Annotated in this window: 20 protein-coding genes; 9 read left to right on the top strand and 11 right to left on the bottom strand. The window is 68.0% G+C overall.

Annotated elements, in window-relative coordinates; all coding sequences use genetic code 11:
- The first annotated feature begins 25 nt into the window (after positions 1–25).
- The 4 genes from ACAM49_RS13570 (at position 26) to ACAM49_RS13555 (ending at position 4,680) form a co-directional block, all read left to right on the top strand.
- Positions 26–664, top strand: a complete 639-nt coding sequence (locus tag ACAM49_RS13570) for a PadR family transcriptional regulator (RefSeq protein ID WP_369635834.1) — start codon at positions 26–28, stop codon at positions 662–664.
- A gap of 81 nt (positions 665–745) precedes the next feature.
- Positions 746–2,554, top strand: coding sequence for an MFS transporter (locus ACAM49_RS13565; RefSeq protein WP_369635833.1), 1,809 nt, complete (start codon positions 746–748; stop codon positions 2,552–2,554).
- A 169-nt stretch (positions 2,555–2,723) separates the two neighbouring features.
- On the top strand, positions 2,724–3,950 hold the full coding sequence (locus ACAM49_RS13560) for a bifunctional 3,4-dihydroxy-2-butanone-4-phosphate synthase/GTP cyclohydrolase II (protein WP_369635832.1): 1,227 nt from the start codon (positions 2,724–2,726) through the stop codon (positions 3,948–3,950).
- Between the two features lie 25 nt (positions 3,951–3,975).
- A complete protein-coding gene (locus tag ACAM49_RS13555) occupies positions 3,976–4,680 on the top strand; it encodes a carbon-nitrogen hydrolase family protein (RefSeq protein ID WP_369635831.1) in 705 nt (234 codons plus the stop codon).
- Here the strand turns inward: ACAM49_RS13555 and ACAM49_RS13550 are convergent, their stop codons facing one another.
- Together ACAM49_RS13550 and ACAM49_RS13545 are read right to left on the bottom strand one after the other, a co-directional pair.
- Positions 4,681–5,733, bottom strand: coding sequence for an erythromycin esterase family protein (locus ACAM49_RS13550; protein ID WP_369635830.1), 1,053 nt, complete (start codon positions 5,731–5,733; stop codon positions 4,681–4,683).
- A gap of 34 nt (positions 5,734–5,767) precedes the next feature.
- Positions 5,768–6,370 carry a TetR/AcrR family transcriptional regulator gene (locus ACAM49_RS13545; RefSeq protein ID WP_369635829.1) on the bottom strand — a complete coding sequence of 201 codons (603 nt, stop codon included), beginning with the start codon at positions 6,368–6,370 and terminating at the stop codon, positions 5,768–5,770.
- A gap of 55 nt (positions 6,371–6,425) precedes the next feature.
- Here ACAM49_RS13545 and ACAM49_RS13540 point away from each other — a divergent pair, with 55 nt between their 5' ends.
- Positions 6,426–7,274, top strand: coding sequence for an alpha/beta fold hydrolase (locus ACAM49_RS13540; RefSeq protein WP_369635828.1), 849 nt, complete (start codon positions 6,426–6,428; stop codon positions 7,272–7,274).
- A gap of 60 nt (positions 7,275–7,334) precedes the next feature.
- Positions 7,335–8,261 carry an alpha/beta hydrolase fold domain-containing protein gene (locus ACAM49_RS13535; RefSeq protein WP_369635827.1) on the top strand — a complete coding sequence of 309 codons (927 nt, stop codon included), beginning with the start codon at positions 7,335–7,337 and terminating at the stop codon, positions 8,259–8,261.
- On the opposite strand, the gene ACAM49_RS13530 is transcribed toward ACAM49_RS13535, so the two are convergent.
- Positions 8,230–9,036, bottom strand: coding sequence for an SDR family NAD(P)-dependent oxidoreductase (locus tag ACAM49_RS13530; protein ID WP_369635826.1), 807 nt, complete (start codon positions 9,034–9,036; stop codon positions 8,230–8,232). The two genes, ACAM49_RS13535 and ACAM49_RS13530, sit on opposite strands and share 32 nt — an antisense overlap.
- Before the next feature lie 125 nt (positions 9,037–9,161).
- Here ACAM49_RS13530 and ACAM49_RS13525 point away from each other — a divergent pair, with 125 nt between their 5' ends.
- A complete protein-coding gene (locus tag ACAM49_RS13525; protein ID WP_369635825.1) occupies positions 9,162–10,121 on the top strand; it encodes an RNA polymerase subunit sigma-70 in 960 nt (319 codons plus the stop codon).
- Positions 10,122–10,124: 3 nt separating this feature from the next.
- On the opposite strand, the gene ACAM49_RS13520 is transcribed toward ACAM49_RS13525, so the two are convergent.
- Positions 10,125–10,562 (bottom strand): MmcQ/YjbR family DNA-binding protein, encoded by a 438-nt coding sequence (locus ACAM49_RS13520; protein ID WP_369635824.1) that lies wholly within the window; start codon positions 10,560–10,562, stop codon positions 10,125–10,127.
- Positions 10,563–10,659: 97 nt separating this feature from the next.
- Between ACAM49_RS13520 and ACAM49_RS13515 the strand changes: the two genes are divergently transcribed.
- Positions 10,660–12,963: a LuxR C-terminal-related transcriptional regulator gene (locus ACAM49_RS13515; protein ID WP_369635823.1), complete on the top strand. Its 2,304-nt coding sequence runs from the start codon at positions 10,660–10,662 to the stop codon at positions 12,961–12,963.
- Positions 12,964–12,977: 14 nt separating this feature from the next.
- On the opposite strand, the gene ACAM49_RS13510 is transcribed toward ACAM49_RS13515, so the two are convergent.
- From ACAM49_RS13510 to ACAM49_RS13500, 3 genes are read right to left on the bottom strand one after another with little or no spacing between them, the layout of a single operon-like run.
- Positions 12,978–13,682, bottom strand: coding sequence for a flavodoxin family protein (locus ACAM49_RS13510; protein WP_369635822.1), 705 nt, complete (start codon positions 13,680–13,682; stop codon positions 12,978–12,980).
- 38 nt (positions 13,683–13,720) lie between these two features.
- Complete coding sequence (locus tag ACAM49_RS13505; RefSeq protein WP_369635821.1) at positions 13,721–13,948, bottom strand: anti-sigma factor; 228 nt, start codon at positions 13,946–13,948, stop codon at positions 13,721–13,723.
- Entirely contained in the window at positions 13,945–14,598 is a 654-nt protein-coding gene (locus ACAM49_RS13500; RefSeq protein WP_369635820.1) for an RNA polymerase sigma factor, read from the bottom strand. The genes ACAM49_RS13505 and ACAM49_RS13500 overlap by 4 nt, the downstream gene beginning before the upstream one ends.
- A gap of 94 nt (positions 14,599–14,692) precedes the next feature.
- Between ACAM49_RS13500 and ACAM49_RS13495 the strand changes: the two genes are divergently transcribed.
- Positions 14,693–15,331 carry a hypothetical protein gene (locus ACAM49_RS13495; protein WP_369635819.1) on the top strand — a complete coding sequence of 213 codons (639 nt, stop codon included), beginning with the start codon at positions 14,693–14,695 and terminating at the stop codon, positions 15,329–15,331.
- Between the two features lie 23 nt (positions 15,332–15,354).
- On the opposite strand, the gene ACAM49_RS13490 is transcribed toward ACAM49_RS13495, so the two are convergent.
- From ACAM49_RS13490 to ACAM49_RS13475, 4 genes are all read right to left on the bottom strand, one after another.
- Entirely contained in the window at positions 15,355–15,879 is a 525-nt protein-coding gene (locus tag ACAM49_RS13490; protein ID WP_369635818.1) for a DinB family protein, read from the bottom strand.
- A 29-nt stretch (positions 15,880–15,908) separates the two neighbouring features.
- Entirely contained in the window at positions 15,909–16,763 is an 855-nt protein-coding gene (locus tag ACAM49_RS13485; RefSeq protein ID WP_369635817.1) for an alpha/beta fold hydrolase, read from the bottom strand.
- A complete protein-coding gene (gene hsaA, locus ACAM49_RS13480) occupies positions 16,763–17,923 on the bottom strand; it encodes a 3-hydroxy-9,10-secoandrosta-1,3,5(10)-triene-9,17-dione monooxygenase oxygenase subunit (protein ID WP_369635816.1) in 1,161 nt (386 codons plus the stop codon). Before hsaA ends, ACAM49_RS13485 begins: the two co-directional genes overlap by 1 nt.
- Before the next feature lie 166 nt (positions 17,924–18,089).
- Positions 18,090–19,802 carry an alpha/beta hydrolase gene (locus tag ACAM49_RS13475; protein ID WP_369635866.1) on the bottom strand — a complete coding sequence of 571 codons (1,713 nt, stop codon included), beginning with the start codon at positions 19,800–19,802 and terminating at the stop codon, positions 18,090–18,092.
- Between the last annotated feature and the right edge of the window lie 8 nt (positions 19,803–19,810).

Raw genomic sequence — 19,810 nt, 5'->3', positions numbered from 1 at the left:
GATGCGGGGGCGATACAGTTCGATGATGACCGAGGGCGCGCACCCCGATGCGGCGCAGGCGATTCCGGAGCTGCCGACGACGGCGTGGGCGGTGCTCGGAATGCTCTCGCACGCCGAGGAACTCTCCGGCTACGACCTGAAGAAATGGGCGGACTGGAGTCTGCAGTTCTTCTATTGGAGTCCGTCGTTCAGCCAGATCTACGCCGAACTCAAGCGTTTGGAGAAACACGGCTACGCGACCTCGCGGACGGTGGTCTCCGAGGACGGTATGCGCGGCAAGCGCATGTACGCCATTACCGAAAGCGGGCGCGAGGCCGCCTCGCACTGGGTGAACCACTCCCCCGTCGAGGCCCCGGTGCTCAAGCACAGCGTGATGCTGCGGGCCTGGCTGGGACATCTGGCCGAACCCGAGCGCATGCGCGAAATCCTCACCCAGCACATCGAATACACCGAGACCATGCGGCGCCGCGCGCTGGCCGACGCCGAGGGCGCGGAGGTGAATCCGGACTGGGCCTATCCCAGCGCGGTATTGCGCTGGTGCGTCAAGCATTACGAGGCGGAAAAGGAATTCGCCGAGGATCTGCTGGCGGATATGGACAAATTGGCGAGACAGCGTAGCCGCCGAAAGCCTGCGAAGCGGCAGAATTCCGGCGATTCCCACTGAACGGACTTGCTCATAGGCGACGCCCCCTGGGCGTGACACGGTTCACACGATCGTGTTACTACCCACTCTGGAGGACGCACTATGTCCACCTCCGTCGATACCGCGGTGCCGCCCGGCGCCGCGCCTGACGAAAGCGGCCGCCTCGACGGCGCGTCGAATCTGAGGATCTGGTCGGTCCTCGCGGTCATCGTGCTGTTCACCGAGATCTCCCCGATGCAGTACGTGATGGTCGCCTCGGCATTGCGGCAGATCGCGCCCACCTTCCCCGACCAGGGCGCCAATATCAACTGGGCCATCATCGTTTTCGGCATCTTCGGCGCCGCGGTGTCCCCGCTGATCGGCAAGCTCAGCGACATCTACGGCAAGAAGCGGATGTTCGTGGTCTGCGGTGTGCTGTTCCTGATCGGCACCCTGCTCTGCGCCGTCACCAGCACTTGGGCGCTGTTCCTGATCGGCCGCGCACTGCAGGCGACCGCGATCGCCACCACCGTCGTGTCCTACGGCCTGATCCGCGACCTGATGCCGCGCCGCATGGTGCCCATCGGCCTCGGCATCGCCTCCACGGGTCTGGGTGTCTCCGCCCTGGCCGGTCCGCTGATCGGCGGCTACATCACCGATCACACCAGCTGGCGCGGACTGTTCTGGTTCCTGTTCATCTTCGGCCTGGTCATGATTCCGCTGCTGATCCTCATCGTTCCCGAGTCCAAGCTGCGCACCCCGCAGCGCCTGGATCTGGTCGGCGCGATCCTGCTCGGCGCGGGCGCCACGCTGACCCTGCTGTACCTGGACAAGGGCCAGGACTGGGGCTGGACCAAGCCGTCCACGCTGGCCTGGCTGATCGGCGGCCTGGTGCTGCTCGCGCTGTTCCCGATCGTGGAAATGCGTGCGAAGCAACCGATCATGGATATGAAGCTGCTGTTCAACCCGCGCGTGAGCATCGTGCTGTTCGTCGGTCTGCTGGCCTCGTTCATGATCGGCTACCAGTCCTACGCGACCGGGTACATGACACAGTCGCCGCCGTCGGATCAGGTGGTGGCGCAGGTCAAGGACGCGACCTGGGTGCAGGTGAAAGCCGGTGCGCTGCAACAGGCCCAGGCGCAGGCGCTGACCCAGGCTCGCGCGCAGGGTCTCGCGCAGGCCGAAGCACAGGCCAAGGCCGCCATGCCGCCCGGTGTGGAACTGCCGCCCGCGTTGGTGCAGCAGCTGACGGATCAGGTGAACGCGCAGGTCACACCCGAAGTGGTGAACGCGCAGGTGCCGCCGGAGATGGTGTACTCGAAGCTGCCGCCGGAAATGGTGCAGGTGAATCTGGATCCCGGCTACACCTACGGTGACGACTTCTCGCTGCTGAAGTTCGCGACGCACGTGACGCTGGCACAGTCGTTGATCGCCATGCTGTTCGGCTTCCTCGGCGGCCTCTGGATTCGCCGCTCGGGTGCGCGCTGGCCGCTGGTCTCGGCGCTGGTGATCTTCGTGGGCAGCGGTCTCTGCTACGCGGCGCTCTCGCACGGCTGGCAGACGCAGGCGCTGATCAGCGCGGTGTACGGCATCGCGTTCGCGCTGTACTACGCCTCGACGCCGAACCTGATCGTGGAAGGCGTTCCGGCACAACAGCAGGGCATCAGCGCCGGCATGCTGGGCGTCATGCAGGCCATGGGCGCGGCCATCGGGCTCGCGGTGGCGACCGCGTTCCTGTCCGCCAATCCGGTCAAGGCCGTGGTGTCGGTGGCGGGCGCGCCGCCGGTCACCAAGGACATTCCGCTGCTGTACGCGGACAAGGGGTACGAGCTCGGGTTCTACTTCGTCGCGATCTCGGCGGCGGTGGCGCTGCTCGGCGCGTTCCTCATGCGGCACGGGCGCACCGCGGCGACCGGTGGTGCGGCGCACTAGCGGTCACCCCGACAACTGAATGAGCAATGGCCCGGAGGCGATTCGTCTCCGGGCCGTTCACTGCGCTCTGCTGCCCGCTCAGCGGGACCTGACCTCGTTGTTCTCCACCCGGCATATTTCGATTGGAAATAGGCCGACAGCACATGCGGCCCGGAGGAGGTGGTCGACGATGACCGGTGCACTCGACACCATCGCGGCGGCGCTGGCCGCCGTCGCCCGCGGCGGCATGGTGCTCGTCGTGGACGACGAGGATCGCGAGAACGAGGGCGATCTGATCCTGGCCGCCGAGCATGCGACGGCGCAGAACATCGCGTTCCTGGTGCGGCACACCAGCGGAGTCATCTGTGTGCCGATGACCGGGGAGGACTGCGATCGGCTGGGATTGCCGCCGATGGCCGCGGTCAATCAGGATCCGAAGGGGACCGCCTACACCGTGTCGGTGGACGCGGTCGCCGGAGTGAGCACGGGTATCTCGGCCGCCGATCGGGCGACGACCATGCGGCTGCTGGCCGATCCGCGGACCACCGCCGAACAGCTGTCGCGGCCGGGGCACGTGTTCCCGCTGCGCGCGAATCCGCGTGGGGTGCTGGGGCGTCCGGGGCATACCGAGGCGGCGGTGGATCTGATGCGGCTGGCCGGGTTGCAGCCCGCCGGGGTCATCGCCGAGGTGGTCAATGACGACGGCACCATGGCCCGGCTACCGGAGCTGCTGGTCATGGCGCGGGAGTGGGATATCCCGATCGTCTCGATCGCGGATTTGATCGAGCATCGGAAACAGTTGGAGCACGGGATTTCTCGTGTGGTCGAGACCCGGTTGCCCACGCGGTACGGGGATTTCCGCGTGTACGGGTACGCCGATGAGCATTCCGGCGCGGAGCATCTGGCATTGGTCTACGGCGATCCGACCGGTGCAAACGTCATGGCCCGAGTGCATTCCGAATGCCTGACCGGTGATGCCTTCGGCTCCCTGCGGTGCGATTGCGGTGAGCAGCTCGATGCCGCGCTGGCGGCCGTCGCCTCCGAGGGACGCGGTGTGGTCGTCTATCTGCGCGGTCAGGAAGGCCGGGGCATCGGACTGCTCAACAAGCTTCGCGCCTATGAACTGCAGGACGCCGGGGCCGACACCGTCGATGCCAATGTGCGGCTGGGGCTGCCCATCGATGCCCGCGACTACGGTGCGGCGGCCTGGATTCTCGCCGATCTGGGCGTGAATTCCGTTCGCCTGCTGAGCAACAACCCGGCCAAGCAGGCGGGTCTGGAGGCCAACGGCATCACCGTGCACGGCCGGATTCCACTGCAGACCCAGCCCACCGAGCACAATGTGCACTACCTCAGCACCAAGCGGGACCGGATGAGCCATCAGCTACCGCACTTCGAGGCCGTCGGCTACCGCTGAGCGCACGGATGGAATGCTGGGCGGCGTGAAGATCGCGGCCGCCCAGCTCTCCTGTGTTCCCGGCGATGTCGACGCCAATGTGAAGCAGGCGGTCGAGCTTGCCCGGCAGGCGCGCGACCAAGGCGCGGAGCTGATCGTCTATCCGGAGCTGGCGCTGACCGGGTACGAGTTGAAGTTGATCGCCGACGACCCCGGCTTGCTGGTCGGCGCGCGGGACGCTCGGCTGGATCCGCTGCGTGACACCGGGATCGCCACGGTGATCAACTGTGCGGCGCCCACCGATCGCGGGCCCGCCATCGCGACGTTCGTCTACGGGACTTCCGGCGAACCGATCTCCGAGTACCTCAAGCAACAGCTGTACGAGCAGGAGCAAGGGTTGTTCGTGGCGGGGGCGCAGGACGGCCGGTTCGAATTCGGCGGGCTAAGGTTCTCGCTCGCCACCTGCTACGACAATCACTTTCCCGACCTCATCGCACGGAACGCGGCTGCGGGATGCGATGTGCACCTGGCCAGTTCGCTGTACGGGAGCGAAGGCGGGGTCCGGGAGCGCGCGACGATCTATCCGGGGATCGCGCGTGAGTCGGGTATGGCGGTGGTGCTGGCGAATCACGTTGGGACAGCGGGCCCGTGGATCGGATGCGGCGGCGCGGCGGTCTGGGCTCCCGGCGGCGATCTGCTGGTCGAGGGCGATTCGAGCTCGACCAGCGTCGTCGCGGCGCACGTCGGGTGATCAGGCGAGCCAGGTCAGCGGGGTGACCTCGCGGACGTGGATCAGGACGTCGAAGGCCTCGGCGGGGTTGTCGACCGCCGTGTACCCGTCGGCGTCTCGGGCCGGGTCGTAGATGCCGCTGATGACCCGCATCTTGGTGGGGGCAGTGATCGGGTCGGTGCGCATGTCCAGCCAGAGCGTCGAGTCCGCCTGCTCGCCGAGCTTCGCATCGAGGGAATCCGGTGCGGGGGCGGGGATGTCGTACATGCCGACATTTCCGTGGTGGAATCCGATTGCCACCGAGGCGTAGTCGCGGCCGAAGTGGTCGCGCAGGACGCTGCCGACGGTGTCCTTGACCGCGGAGACGTGGGAGATGCCGTCCCAGTACACGATGCGCAGCCCGGTGCGGCGGTAATGCTCGATGATCGAGGCGGCCCAGAGGTCGGCCTCGCCGGCGAAACTGCCGCGGCCCGTGACGCTGTGGGCGTGGAATTCCTCGATCAAAGCCATTCGGGCGCGGACGGATTCGTCGAGGCCCGGAATCGCGGCGAGCAGGGCCGAGGCGTCGCGGGCGCGGTCGAGGAAGCGGCGGCCGGGGTGGATGCCCTGGGCGCGCTGGACGTGCTCGTCGAGGGTGTGCGCGGTGCGGATGGGGTCCAGATGGGATGCGAGCTCGGCGAGGCGGTCGGGGGCCTGGACGCGAACGGCATCCAGGACGGCGTCGTAGTCCTCCGGTTGGGCCTGGACCGGCTTGATGCCGATGATGCGGACCTCATCGCCGGGATGGGCCTCGTTGAACTCGCGAATCCAGGTGAGGGCCGCGGCCATTTCCGCTGTGCGCCAGGGCCGCCAGGCATTGTCGAGGGCGGAGGTGGCGGTGCCCTTGCCGTGTCGGACGAAGGCGTCGAGGGTCTCGCCGACATCGGCGCTGTCCTGGACGGCCAGGGTGCGGAAGTCGTAGTTCTCCACGAGGTCTCGGAAAAGATTGTCGCGGATGGTGAAGGTCTCGTGGGCGAAGCGGGTCGACTCGCCGATCCCGACGATGGTTGCGGTGGAGAGTGTCTTGGCGTCCATGGCGTCCACTCTTCAACCTCAACATTGGTTCAGGTCAAGCCGGTGAGACCTTGGACGCCATCAGCTCCGAAACCCGCGCACCCATCGCGCGTCCGGCGGCCAGCAGCGGTTCCTTCGACCGCAGTGTCCGACTGAGCACGAACGCGCCTTCCAGCGCGCAGAGAATCGCGATCATCAATTCCCTTGCGTCACCGTCCGGAAGGCCGCGGCGGATGAAGTACTCGGTGCCCTGGTCGATCCAGGAGGTCATGACTTCCGCTGCGACATCACGGATTTCGGGCGCACTGTCGGCTACCTCTCCGGCAACCGTGCCGACGGGGCACATGTTGATCCAGCCGTTCTGCTCGATGGTTTCCGCGGCCGCGGCGAAGGCGGCGGGGACGGCTTCACACAGGTCGTCGTGGGCGTCCATCAACAGCGGGAGGAGTTGGATGTACGCCGCGCCGGAGGTGCGCAGGGACTCGGCGGCGATCGCGGACTTCCCGGCTGGGAAGTGGTGATAGAGCGAGCCCATGGGCGCGGAGGCGGCGGCGGTGATCTGTTTGACGGTGATCGCGCTGTAGCCCTGGACGCGCATGAGCTCGGCGACGGCCGCTACCAGGCGGTCCCGGGTGGTGGTTGACAGGTTCTCGCTCACGGATACAGACTAGAGCAAACGCACTAGAGCGTGTGCTCTAGAGGAGGAGGCGATCATGCCGGCCGTCGAGATAAGTGCGGGACGAATCCACTACAGCGAGCGGGGTGAGGGCCCGGCGGTCGTGCTCTTGCACGGGTTGCTGATGAATCAGACGCAGTGGGACGCGGTGATCGGGAAGCTGCCCGAGGGGTTTCGATACATCCGGCCGGAGTTGCCGCTGGGCTCGCATCCGGAACCGTTGCGCGAGGACGCCGATCTGAGCATGCGGGGCTTAAATCAGTTGATCGCGGATTTCCTTGCGGCGCTGGATCTTCACGACGTCACGCTGGTGCACACCGATTGGGGTGGCAGCCTGTTCCTCACCGCGTACGGGCTGGACGAGCGGGTCGGGCGGATGATCGTGCTGCCGTGCGAGGCGTTCACCAACTTCCCGCCGGGGCTGCCCGGCAAGACCGTCACCGCGGCCGCGTACCTGCCGGGTGCACTGACCTTGGGGCTCAAGCAGTTACGCATTCCCTGGCTGCGATCCTCGCCGCTGCTGTTCGGCTGGATGGCGCGCTATCCGCTCAGTGACGAACTCGTCCACGGCTGGACCGAACCCGGCTTGCGCGACAAGCGGATTCAACGGGACATGCTGAAGTACGGCAAGTCCAAGCGGCCCAAGGCCGAGCTGATCGCGAATACCGAAGCGCTGCGGAACTTCCGGGGCGAAGCGCTGATTCTCTGGTCGTCGGCGGGCAAGGTGATGCCGCGCGAGCACGGCCGGCGGCTGGCCCAGATCATTCCGAGGGCGCGGCTGGTGGAGATCGATGACGCCTATGTGCTGTCGATGATCGATCAGCCCGATGCCGTCGCGGCGGCCATGTCGGAGTTCCTCACGGAGGCGGTCATCGAATCCGAATAGGGCCCGGGCTACCGTTCGGTAAGGTCGGCGAATCGGCCGGACGAATGCACTGGAGGCGCGATGCCGAGCTTCATGAGTCAGGTGGTGGTGCCCGCGTTTCTGCGGGTCACCCGCGCCAACCAGCCCTTCCTGACCGCCGAGGGGGCTCGGAAGCACATTCGCGAGCGGTCGCTGCGGCCGCAGTCCTTCGGGCCGCCGCGCATTCTGCGCTCGGACGTCGAGGTGTCGGTGCGGCGAGAGCACGGGTGGCCGATCTACACCCTCACCCCTCGTTCCGGCGATGCGCACGGCAACGTCATCTACTGCCACGGCGGCGGCTGGGTCAACGAGATCGCGCGGCAGCATTGGGAATTGGCCGCCGATATCGCGGCTCGGGCGAAAACCACGGTCACCCTGCCCATCTATCCGCTGATCCCGCACGGCACCGCCGATCAGGTGATTCCGGCCTTCGCCGAGCTGGTGCGCGCCAACCGCGCCGAATACGGCGAGGTGTGCCTGGCCGGGGATTCGGCGGGCGGGCAGATCGCGCTGTCCACCGCGGTGGTGCTGCGCGACGCCGGTGACCCGAGTGTGCCTCGGACGGTGTTGATTTCGCCCGCCACCGATCTCTCGATGGTCAATCCGGAGATCCCGATCGTGCAGCCGGAGGATCCCTGGCTGGGCCGGGACGGGGGTCTGGTGCTGGGTGATCACTGGCGTGGTCCGCTCCCCTTCACCGACCCCCGGGTGAGTCCGCTCTACGCCGACTTCACCGGCCTCGGGCCGCTCACCGTCTTCTGCGGCACCCGCGACATCCTGCTCCCGGATGCCCGGCTCATGGTCGAGAAGGCCCGGGCCGCGGGCGTCGAGGTCGACTATCACGAGGCCCGGGGCCTGGTGCACGTCTATCCCCTGACGCCGACGCCGGAAGGCCGTGCGGCCCGGACCGTCATCGTCGATACCCTGCGCGCCGCGCTCAGTCGGACACGCTCCCCGCGCTCAAGTTGAGGATGCTGCCGGTCAGCGGCGCGGCCTCGTCGGAGGCGAGAAACGTTGCGGCGGCGGCGACCTCGGCGAGGGTGGGCAGCCGCCCCAGGTGACTGGTCTGCTCGATCACGGCCAGGAACTCCTGATCGGAGATGCCGAGCGCGCGGGCGTGCAGGCCGAATACCGTTGCGATGGTGCCGGTTTCGGGGATGCCCTGCGAACGGATCCCGACCGCGCGGACGCCCTTGGGGGCGAGTTCGCTCGAGAGTCCCCGGGTGAGGGCCTCGAGCGAGGACCACGCGGCCGGCATGCCGCCCATGAGGGGCGCGCCGTGCCGGGCCGGGTCGGCGGTCAGGGTCATGATCACGCCGCGGCCCCGCTCGCTCATCCGCCGGGCCGCGGCGGTGGCGGTGATGAAGTTCGAGCGGGTGTAGGTGGTCACCGGATCGGTGTACGCGTCCACATCGAGGTCGACCAGGGGGATGCCCTGGACGCCGGGCTGCGGCACGCTGATCGCGTTGAGGCTGATATCGATTCCTCCGGTCCCGGCCACCAGGGCCGTCAGGTTGGCCTCGACGGCGTCCTTGTCGAGGGCGTCGACGACGGCGTAATGCGCACTGCCGCCGTGAGATCGGATCTCCTTGGCCACGGCTTCCAGGGCCGCCTCGTCGCGTCCGGCGAGGTGCACGACCGCACCGGCTCGGGCGAAGGCGCGGGCGACGGCCGAGCCGATGGCTCCGGCGCCGCCGTAGATGATGGCGTGCTTATCGTTGAGTGACGCGGTGTTGAGTGACACGGTGGTCTCCCTTTCACTGTGAGATCGGTCGAGGGATAGGTCCCCGGCGCGGCCGGGAACTCACCGATGAATTCACGGCCGCGGCGGTGTCCCTATGCGTGCGGGGATGTCGGGAAGGAGCTGTGGTGCACGCGGTGGACGAACTGGCGGACAGGGCACGCGCCGGGGACGGCCGGGCCTTCCGGGAGCTGACCGAGCCGTATCGCGGTGAGCTGCAGCTGCACTGCTATCGGCTGCTCGGGTCGATTCACGATGCCGAGGATCTGGTGCAGGAGACGCTGCTGGCGGCCTGGCGCGGGATCGGCTCCTATCGCGGCGAGGCGTCGGTGCGGGCGTGGCTGTATCGGATCGCGACCAATCGCTGCTTCAATGCCGTGCGCGATGCCGGGCGGCGGCCGCGGACCGTATCGGCGGCGGACTCCGAAAGCGCTTGGGCGGAACCGTATCCGGGCCTACCGGAACCGGTCGCGCCGGAACCCGGGCCCGAGGCGCGCTACGAGGCGAAGGAGTCGGTGGCGCTGGCCTTCGTCACCGCGCTGCAGCGGCTGCCGGTGCCGCAGCGCGCCGCGCTGGTATTGCGCGATGCCCTCGGATTTCCGGCCGCGGAGGTGGCGCGCAGGACGGGATCGACTCCGGCCGCGGTCAACAGCGCGCTGCAACGGGCGCGGGCCGCCATGCCCGCGCCCGGTGCGGCGGGGCCGAGCCGGGCCGCCGATCCGGAGCTGGTGAACCGCTTCGCCACGGCCTTCGCCGAGTCCGATATCGATGCGCTCGTCGCCCTGCTGACCCCGGACGCGCGGCTGTCCATGCCGCCCGAGCCCATGCTGGTGACCGGGCCCGCCGAGATCGCCGCCCTGTTCGGGCGTATCTGGGTGGGCCGCCCGCCGGTGCGCTTGATCCCCACCACCGCCAATGGTCAGCCCGCGTTCGGCTACTACCACCGCGTGCCGCACACACCGTGGCTGCGCGCCAACGGGCTGATCGTGCTCACGGTGTCCGGCGACCGGATCGGCGCGATCACCCGGTTCCACGACAACAGTCTGCTGCCCGCGTTCGGGCTGCCGCGCACCCTGCCCGTCGCCTGAGGGTCAGTCGGATTCCGTTGCGGCGGGGCCTTGTTCGGCGAGCCACTTGCGGGCGCGGGTGGCGGAGGCGCGTGAAAGCCACGCGTCCTGAATGACTTCGGTCAGTTCGGCCAGGGAGAGTTCGGGAATTCGGCTGCCGCGCACCAGGACCGAGAGGTGGCCACGGAAATGGTCGGTGGTGAAGAACGGCGAATCGGGGTCCTGGGTCAACGCCAGTTTGTCCTCCTCGGAGGGCACCCAGATGACGATGACGTCGTCGTAGCGTTCGCCGGTGTCCGGGTCGAAGGCGTCGGGTCGCGGGGTGCGGAAAAAGACGAAGGATTTGCGGCCGACCTGGTAGATCGGATTGCCCGCGGGACCTCGGTCGATGGTCACGTGCGGCAGGCCCAGCGCGATCTCGTGGACGTCCGCGAGGCGGGCCCGGCGACTTCTGCTCGGCACACGGCGAGTCTATAGGCCGCGCTTACCAGACCGACGCGAGCAGCTTTTATGCACCGCCGCTGGCAAGAAATGGGACAGATCACATAGGTTGGACGCCATGGCGCGGCGTGTCAACGGAAACCTCCCCGAAGAGGTGACTAGCTTCGTCGGCCGCCGCGAAGAGCTGGCTACCGCGAAGCGACTGCTGCCCACCACCCGGGTGCTGACCCTGCTGGGTCCCGGCGGCATGGGCAAGACGCGACTCTCGCGGCAGATCGGGCAGCTGGTGTCGCGGGCCTTCCCGGACGGGGTGTGGCTGGTCGAGCTGGCCGATGTGCAGGATCCGGCGCTGGTCACGCTGAGTGTCGCCGAGGCGCTGAACCTGCGTGACGAGTCCACCGCGCCGCTGCCCCGGCTCACCGAATTCCTGGCCGACAAGCGGCTGCTGCTGATTCTGGACAACTGTGAGCATCTGATCGAGGCGTGTGCCGCGCTGGTCGGTCGGATCATCGCCACCACCCCCGATGTGCGGGTGCTGGCGACCAGTCGCGAGGTGCTCGGCATCCCGGGCGAGCAGGTCATGCCGGTGCCGCCGCTGACCGTGCCGGAGACCGTCGGCGAGGACGGCGACGCGCTACAGCTGTTCGTCGAGCGCGCCACCGCCGCCAATCCCGGATTCCAGGCCACCCCGGCCAATCGGGCGGTGCTGGCCGAGATCTGCCGTCGCCTGGAGGGCATGCCGCTGGCGCTGGAGTTGGCGGCGCTGCGACTGCGCATGTTCACTCCGGAACAGATTCTGGACCGCCTCGACGACACCATCAGGCTGCTGTCCGCCGGGCCGCGCACCGCGCCGCAGCGCCAGCAGACCATCGAGGGCGCGATCCGGTGGAGCTACGACCTGTGCACCCCGGCCGAACAGGCGCTGTGGGAACAGCTTTCGGTGTTCGCGGGCGGTTTCGATATCGACGCCGCGGAGGCGGTGTGCGAGCTCGGGCCGGGCTCGCTGATGGAGGCGCTGACCGGGCTGGTCGACAAGTCGGTGGTGATGCTGCGCTTCGACGGGCAGGTCGCGCGGTATTCGATGCTGGAGCCGATCCGGCAATTCGCGGCCGACCTGCTGACCGAACGCGGTGCGGCGCAACAGGTTCGGAGTCGGCACCGCGAGCACTACCGGCGGCTGGCCATGCGCGGGCAGACCGCCTACTGGACCGCCGAGGATGTGGTCTGGTTCGGCGAACTGTCCCGGGAGCACGCGAATCTGCGTGCGGCGCTGAAGTCCGGGCTCGAGGACGAGCCGCTGCGCACCATGGCGACCGTGACCGTGCTGCGGCCCTTCTGGGAGCACAACCGGTTCCTGTCCGAGGGCTACCGCTGGCTCACCGATTCGCTCGCCCGCAATCCGGAGCGCACCGCCGAACGCGCCAAGGCCCTGTCGTCGGCGGCCTCGCTGGCGGCGCTGCTGGGCGATCAGGAGTCGGCGACCCGGCTGGTCGGCGAATGCATGGAATTGGCCGCGGCCCTGGGCGATGACGACATCATGGCGGAGGTGGCGCTGGATCAGTCGCTGCTCGCCTTCGCCAACAGCGACCGCGAACGGTCGCTGGATCTGGGCCGCCACGCCATCGAACTGGCCGCCTCGCACGGCCAGCACGCCATCGAAATGGACTCGCACGCATTCTCTTTCATGGCCGCCATGGTGCTGGAGGCCCCCGGCCGGACCGAATTGGCTCAGCGTTTCCTGGAACTCACCACCGACAGCGGCTCGCATCTGCTCGGCGGACTGGCGCTGTGGACTGTCGGCATCGACCACTGGCGGCGCGGCGACCTCGACGCCGCCGCCGAATACCACGGCCGCGCCATCGAACAGCTCGCCCTGTTCGAGCGCTGCATCTGGCTGTCCTCGGCCTTCGAGGGCCTGGCCTGGACCGTCTCCGCCCGCGGCGACCACGAACGCGCCGCCCGCCTCATGGGTTCGGCGGAATCCCTGCAGCGCAGCACGATTCGCCTGGCCCACACCATCACCGTCGCGGTCGGCGAGAAGGAACGCCTCAAGGTCCGCGAGGCCCTCGGCGAGGAAGCCTTCCGCGCCGCCTTCGGCGCGGGCGCCAGCCTCCCCCTCGAGGAGGCCATCGACTACGCCCTCGGCCGCACCCCCACCGAGCCCGAACCCGCCACTCCCCCACCGGCTCTCAAGCGCACGCCCCGCGCCACCGCCGCCACCCTCACCGAAACCAATGTCCTGACGCGCCGCCAGAAGGACGTGGCCCGGCTGGTAGCGGCGGGCCACAGCAACAAGCGGATCGCCGCCGACCTGGTCATCTCGGTCCGCACCGCCGAAACCCACGTCGAACACATCCTCACCAAACTGGGCCTCACCTCCCGCACCCAACTAGCCGCCTGGGCCCACGAACACGAGTTGTAGGCCCGGGCGCCGGGTCAGCGGTATTCGGGGTTCTCGTAGTCGAAGCGGCAGCCGGCGTCCCAGGCGGTGCGCTGGTTACCGAAGGCGGGGATGCCGTTGGCGTCCTTGAGGATTCGGGCCAGGTGCAGGAGGTTCCAGGTCATGAAGGTGGTGTTGCGGTTGGTGAAGTCGTTCTCGGGGCCGCCGGAGCCCTCGTCGAGGTAGGAGGGGCCGGGGCCGGCCTCGCCGATCCAGCCCGCGTCGGCCTGGGGCGGGATGGTGTAGCCGAGGTGCTGGAGGCTGTAGAGGATGTTCATGGCGCAGTGTTTGACGCCGTCCTCGTTGCCGGTGATGAGGCAGCCGCCGACGCGGCCGTAGTAGGCGTACTGGCCCGCCTCGTTGAGCAGGTGGGAGTTGGCGTAGAGGCGTTCGATGACGCGTTTGGTGACGGAGCTGTTGTCGCCCAGCCAGATCGGGCCCGCGACGACCAGGATGTCGGCGGCCATGACGCGGCGTTGCAACTGCGGCCATTCGTCGGATTTCGCGCCGTGCTCGGTCATGTCGGGCCAGACGCCGGTGGCGATGTCGTGGTCGACGGCGCGAATGTGGTCGACCTCCACGCCGTGCTTCTCCATGATGCGGGCGCTGGCGTCGATCAGGCCCTGGGTGTTGCTGATGCCGGGGGAAGGCTTGAGGGTGCAGTTGATGAAGAGCGCGCGCAGGTCGTCGTAGTTCGTCATGCCGCGCAGTGTCGGGGCGGCGCGGTGGCGTTACAGCGTCAGGGGTGGAAGCCGCGGAAGGCGTCGAGGAGTTGCTGGCGGGCGGTGCCGGAGAGGCTTTCGGGCGGGAGTTCCCCTACCGCCTGGATGGTGCGGCGGAACTGTTCGAGATAGGTGTCGCAGCCGTCGCACAGTGAAAGGTGTTCCAGGAAGCGCTGTTCGGTGGGCTCGTCGAGGGCGCCGTCGAGGAAGGCGGTGACGAGTTCGACGAAATCATCGCAGTTCACGACAGCACCGCCTCGGCATCGAAGAAACCCTCCAGTTTGGTGCGGATCGCCGCCCGGGCCCGGTGCAGGATGACGCGCTGATTACCGGCCGAGATGTCGAGCAGGCCGCACACCTCCTCCGAGGAATAGCCTTCCATATCCCGCAGCACCAGCACGATGCGGTGGCGGTCGGGCAGTTCGGCCAGGGCTCCGGCCACCACGCGCGCGAATTCGGCCCGTTCGGTGGCAGTTTCCGGCTCGGACCAGTGCTGCGGCTTCTGCCCGGCCTTCCAGTGGCCCGGATACGGGTCACCGGCCGGTTGGAACCGGTCCGGATCGACGCTCGGCCCCTCGTCCTCGTCCAGCAGGCTCGCGAACGGGACGGTGCGGCTCTCGGCGATGCCGCGCTTCTTGGCCGTGTTCACCAGGATTCGATACACCCAGGTCTTGAACGCCGCCCGCCCCTCGAACCCGTCGATACCGCGAATGACGGCCAGCCACGCCTCCTGCACGACCTCCTCGGCGGAGGCATTGGTGGAGACGAACGAGCGCGCCAACCGCAGCATCCCCGGCGACCAGGCGTCGAGCATCAGCTGGAAGGCGGTCTCGTCGCGCTTGCGGAGATTCCCCACCAGGACGTCGTCGGGTGGTAGAACGCCGTTGTGGCTCACGCGCTCTCCTCGTCCGCACGAATATCCTCGAAGGCGACTCTAGCGCGCACGGACGGTCTGTAACGCTCACTCATCCAGAGGACTCTGTACCCATATGACGACGAACGACGCCTACCGCCGGACCCGCGAGAGCCTGCACGCGGTGGCCGAACAACTGCTGGCCGGACCGGAGTACCAGAGCAGCGGCACGATCCGGCTGCGGGCGACGCCCGGCGGATTCGCGACGGTCGAAGCACCGAGGCTGGCCGTGCAGGAGGGTGCTCTCTTCCTCGACGATTCGGCGATCAGGGAACTGCACGACGCGACCATCGCCGACCTCGCCGCCGCGGTACGGGTCGAACCCGGCATGCCGGACGGCGTCTACTCGGACACCACGAAATTCGACCCGAACACAGTGCTGTTCATCGATCCGGGCCAGTACCGAATCCTCACGCGCGCTTTCGAACTCGGTGACGCGGCATTGCGCGCCCTCGCGCCCGATCGGACCCCGGTGCTGTGGCCCGAACACTTCGATATCGGCATCGACGCCGACGAGGTGAACTACGGCGTATCTCCCGGCGACTCCCTCATCCCCGAGCCCTATGCCTACGTCGGCCCGTGGACGCCGCGCACCGGCGACTTCTGGAACCAATCCTTCGGCGCGGCAAGGACAATCGCCGAACTCGGCGGGCCCGACGCGCTGCTCGCCTTCTTCACCGAGGGCAAGCGCCTGACGGCCCAGACGTCGAAATAGCCCCGTCGACTGACATCGGTCGCCTACTGGTATCCCGTCGCGCCATCGATGCGCTCGCGGAGCAGGTCGGCGTGGCCGCAGTGGCGGGCGTACTCCTCGATCATGTGGAGGTAGATCCAGCGGAGGGAGATGTCCATGCCGGATCGGGGGTGGGTGACCGTGTGGTCGAGAGGAAGGTCGGCGATGGCCTTGTCGCATGCCGTGATTTCCTCGACCAGGCGGGCATAGTCGGCTTCGGCCTGTTCGGAGACGGTGTCGTCGAAGTCGCCGTCCTGATTGGTCTCGTCGGAGTAGAGGTAGGAGATCTCCTCCCCCGCCGCCCGCATGCGGAACCAGCCGCGTTCGACCTCGGTCATGTGCCGGATGAGTCCGAGCAGGGACATGGTGGACGGTTCCACGCTGCGGGCCGCGAGCTGGAATCCGGTGAGGCCCTGGCATTTCCACAGCAGGATCTCGCGGCCGCGGGTGAGCAGGGAATGCAGCATGGCGCGCTCGTCGCCGACGAGCAGCTGGGGGGTGCGGGTGATTTCCGGGGCTGTCCACGTCATGCTCGGACTGTAGCCCCGGAAACCGGCTGCTACAGACCGTTGTTCAGGAAGTCGATGACCGACCGCTCGAAGGCGTCCTTGCGCTCCACCATGACCCAGTGCCCACAGCGGGCGAAGGTGCGCAGGTCCGCGTTGGGCAGCTGCCGGGCGGCGAACAGCGCGCCCTCGACCGGGGTGACCCGGTCGTCCCGGCCCCACAGGATCAGGACTTCCTGCTTGATGCCCTTGAGCCGCGCCCACAACGGGACCGGCTCGGCCAGCTTCGGGTTGTAGAAGGTGGCGTAGGCGTCGCGCAGCGCGGCCTGGCCCTTCGGGTCGGCGGCTGCCTTCAGGCGCTTGGCGACGAGTTCCTCGGTCAGGGTGGCCGGGTTGGACACCATGGCGCGCAGGAAGCCCATGGCCTTCTCGTCGCTGGGGGCGGCATTGAACTCCATCAGCCGCGTAATGCCCTCGGACGGTTCGGGTCCGAGGATGTTCACGCCGACGCCGCCTGGGGCCATGAGCACCACGCGATCGAACCGGCCCGGATGTTCCAGCGCCAGCAGCGTCGCGACGGTGCCGCCCATGGAATTGCCGAGCACGTGCGCCTTTTCGATGCCCAGCTCGTCGAGCAGCCCGAGCACGGCGTCGGCGGTGATGCGCAGGTAGTTGCGCTCGTACACCTCCGGCCGCCCGCTCTCGCCGAAGCCCGGCTGGTCCAGGATCAGGCAGCGGAAGTGCTTGGCCAGCACCGGCAGATTGTCACCGAAGTTGGCCCAGCCGGAGACGCCCGCGCCGGAACCGTGCAGCAGCACCAGGACCGGGCCCGCGCCCGCCTCGTGATAGCGCAGCTTGTACCCGTCGACGGTCACCCAGCGGGTGGTGTTCTCCGCGGTGAGGGTCATCAGAGCATCCGATCCGTGACCTCGAGGCCCATGGCGCCCTTGCCGAACATGGCCAGCGCGCGCTCGATGTCGTTGATGGCGTGGACGCTTCCGGCGTGCGCGTCGCGCCAGTTGCGCTCGATGGTGTTGGGCTTGCGGATGGAGTGGCCGCCGGAGTTCTTGAACAGCAGGTCGATGGCCTCGAGCGCGCGCTCGGTACCGAGCACCTGATCGCGGCGGGCGCGCAGCCGCGATTCGAACGGGATCTCCTCGCCCGCTTCGGCATAGCGCAGCTGCTCGTTCATGTTCCGCTCCATCTGCAGGATGGCGGCGTCGATTTCCGAAGCGGCACGGGCGATCCGGACGTGGGCGAAGGGATCCTCGGACACCTTCTGCCCGCCGTAGGACAGGCGCACGCGCTCGCGCTGGCGCTCGATGTGCGAGTCGTAGGCGCCCTGCGCCGCGCCGATGATCGGGGCGGTGATGGTGTTGGAGAAGACGCTGCCGAACGAGATCTTGTACAGCGGTGCGGTATTCACCGCCTGGCCCGGGCCCACCAGGTTGGCCTGATCGGTGGCGGAGTAGGTGCGGTAGGCGGGCACGAAGGCCTTCTCGATGACGATGTCGTTGGAGCCGGTGCCGGACAGCCCGGCCACGTTCCACACGTCCTCGATGCGGTAGTCGGTGCGCGGCACCAGGACCGTGTAGTAGTCCATGCCCTTCTCGGATGGGACCAGCGCGCCCAGGAACACCCATTGGGCGTGGTCGCAGCCGGAGGAGAACGACCAGCGGCCGGACAGCTCGTAGCCGCCCTCGACCACGGTCAGCTTGCCGGTCGGGGCGTAGGAGGAGGACACCAGGGTGTCGGGGTTCTCGGCCCACACGTCCTGCTGCGCCCGATCCTCGAACAGGGCCAGCTGCCACGGGTGCGCGCCCAGCACCGAGGACACCCACGCGGTGGAGGGGCACACGGTGCCGATGGTGCGGATGACCTCGTAGAAATCGACCGGCGAGGCTTCGTCTCCCCCGAGGCGCGCGGGCTGCAGCATCCGGAACACGCCTGCCTGGGTGAGCTCGGCAATGCTGGCGTCGGGCACCCGCCGGTTCTCCTCGGCCTCGACGGCCCGTTCCGCGATAGCGGGCAGCAGATCGCGAACCCGATCGAGCACCTTGTTCGTCATGCGGGTGTTCCCTCCTCATGCCAGAGTTTCTGCCTTCGAAGCTATGGCCAGGGAGGTGTTTCGATCCGAAATAGTCCCGTTGATCGGAACCACGGTTCCGGTGGGGATAAGACTGCTGGGCCCCTGCTGACGCAGGGGCCCAGCAAACTTTGGGTAGGGGACTTTTTTACTTGTGGGCGTACTCCCAGAGGATGTCCTCGTCGAGGGCCTTGCGGATATTGCGTTCCAGGTCCGGATTCCAGTCCGCGGGCTGGGCGACGGCGACCCAGCCGTCGAGGACCGTGGTGCCGTACTTGTGCCCGTGTCCGGCCGGAACCGACTGCGCGTGGGCGAGGTCGGCACTGATCTGCCAGAAGGTGACGATGGGCCACCAGCGAATCGATTTGGAGACGTCCGAGCCGCGGGGTTCCTTCAGCCAATCCGGTTGGGTGAACAGCAGATCCGGCGACCACCAGACGATGGGGTCGGAGGCGTGCTGGAGGTAGACCACGCGCGGGTCGATCCAGGCCCGGCCCGGTTTGGCGAGGTCGGCCGCGGTCGCGCCGAATCGCACCAGCAGGCCGTCGGCGTAGATGGGCAGGATCTCCGGAGTGCCCGGGTCGCGGCGCTGCTCCAGCTGAGTCCAGATGCGATTGGAGTTCGGCGGTCCCACCCACAGCACGCCGTCGACCAGGGTGCGAATGTCATCGAGCCCGGTGAACGCGCCCTCGGAGCCTTGCGAGCCGAGGCTCTCGCCGTAGACGAGCAGCTTGGGCCGGTGCTCGGTGGGCAGCGTCGCCCATTTCTCGTGCACCGCGTGCACCAGCAGTTTTCCGGCCTCGGTCGCCTTGTTCCGGTCCGAGAGGAACGAGAGCACGCTCGGCAGGTACGAATACTGGGTCGCGGCGATCGCGCTGTCGCCGCCGTACATGTACTCGATGGATTCCGCGGTCTGGGTGTCCACCCAGCCCGTGCCGGTGGTGGTGACCACGACGAGCGCCTTGCGGTCCCAGGCCTTGGTCCGATCCAGTTCCGCCACCACCAGATTCGCGATGTCCTCGGGCGTCTTGGCCGACTCCAGGCCCGCGTAGACCCGAATGGGTTCGCGCGCCGGGCTTCCCGTCACCTGGGCGATCCGCTCGGCGGTCGGCGCGGTCGCCACGAACCATCGGCCCTCCGAGCCCAGCGTGTTCCATTGCGCCAGAGAGGCCGGGCTGCCCGACCTTTCGGGCAGTCGCGGCTGAATCGCGCTCGGCGAGGTCTTCCCGTTCCGCGCGCTGAACGCCGCATTCGCCACATTGAAGAATCCCTTGGCCAGCACGCCCTGGAACAGCAGCACCGCCAGCACGGCCACCAGGATCGCCGCCACCGGGTAGGCGACATTGCGTGGAATCCGCAATTCGATATTGCCCAGCCGCACCAGTCGCCGAATCATCCACCGCACCAACCGATACACCCCGATGACGAGCGCCACCGTCAGCCCCGCCACGATCTCGGCCCGCAGATACCCCGACGTGGTCGTCGGCGTCATCCCCATCAGCACTTCCAGATCCCGCTGCCACCGCGCCGACCGCGCCAGGATGAACGCGGCCCCCACCACACAGGCCACCACGATCACGATCTTGATGATCCCCCGCACCAGCTCCGTGGGATGCCACAGCTTCGCCAGCGCCCCCGCGTCCGGAATCCGAGGCCACACCCACTTCTTGAACGCCCACTGCAGCACACACCCCACCCCGTACCCGATCACCGAGCTGATCCCGCTCACCAGCCCCTGGAACAACCAGGTGCGAGGCAACAACGACGGCGACACGGACCAAGCGAAGAAGATCGCGGCGACCACCAGCCCGGGATAGCTGGGCCGCACCGCGTCCTCGGCCCGATCCGCCCACCGCCACAACCGCGCCC

It is taken from the genome of Nocardia sp. JMUB6875 (genome assembly GCF_041154655.1).
Lineage (GTDB): Bacteria > Actinomycetota > Actinomycetes > Mycobacteriales > Mycobacteriaceae > Nocardia.
The sequence above is the reverse complement of the archived record's forward strand: the minus strand, read 5'-3'. Positions and strand labels throughout refer to the sequence as shown.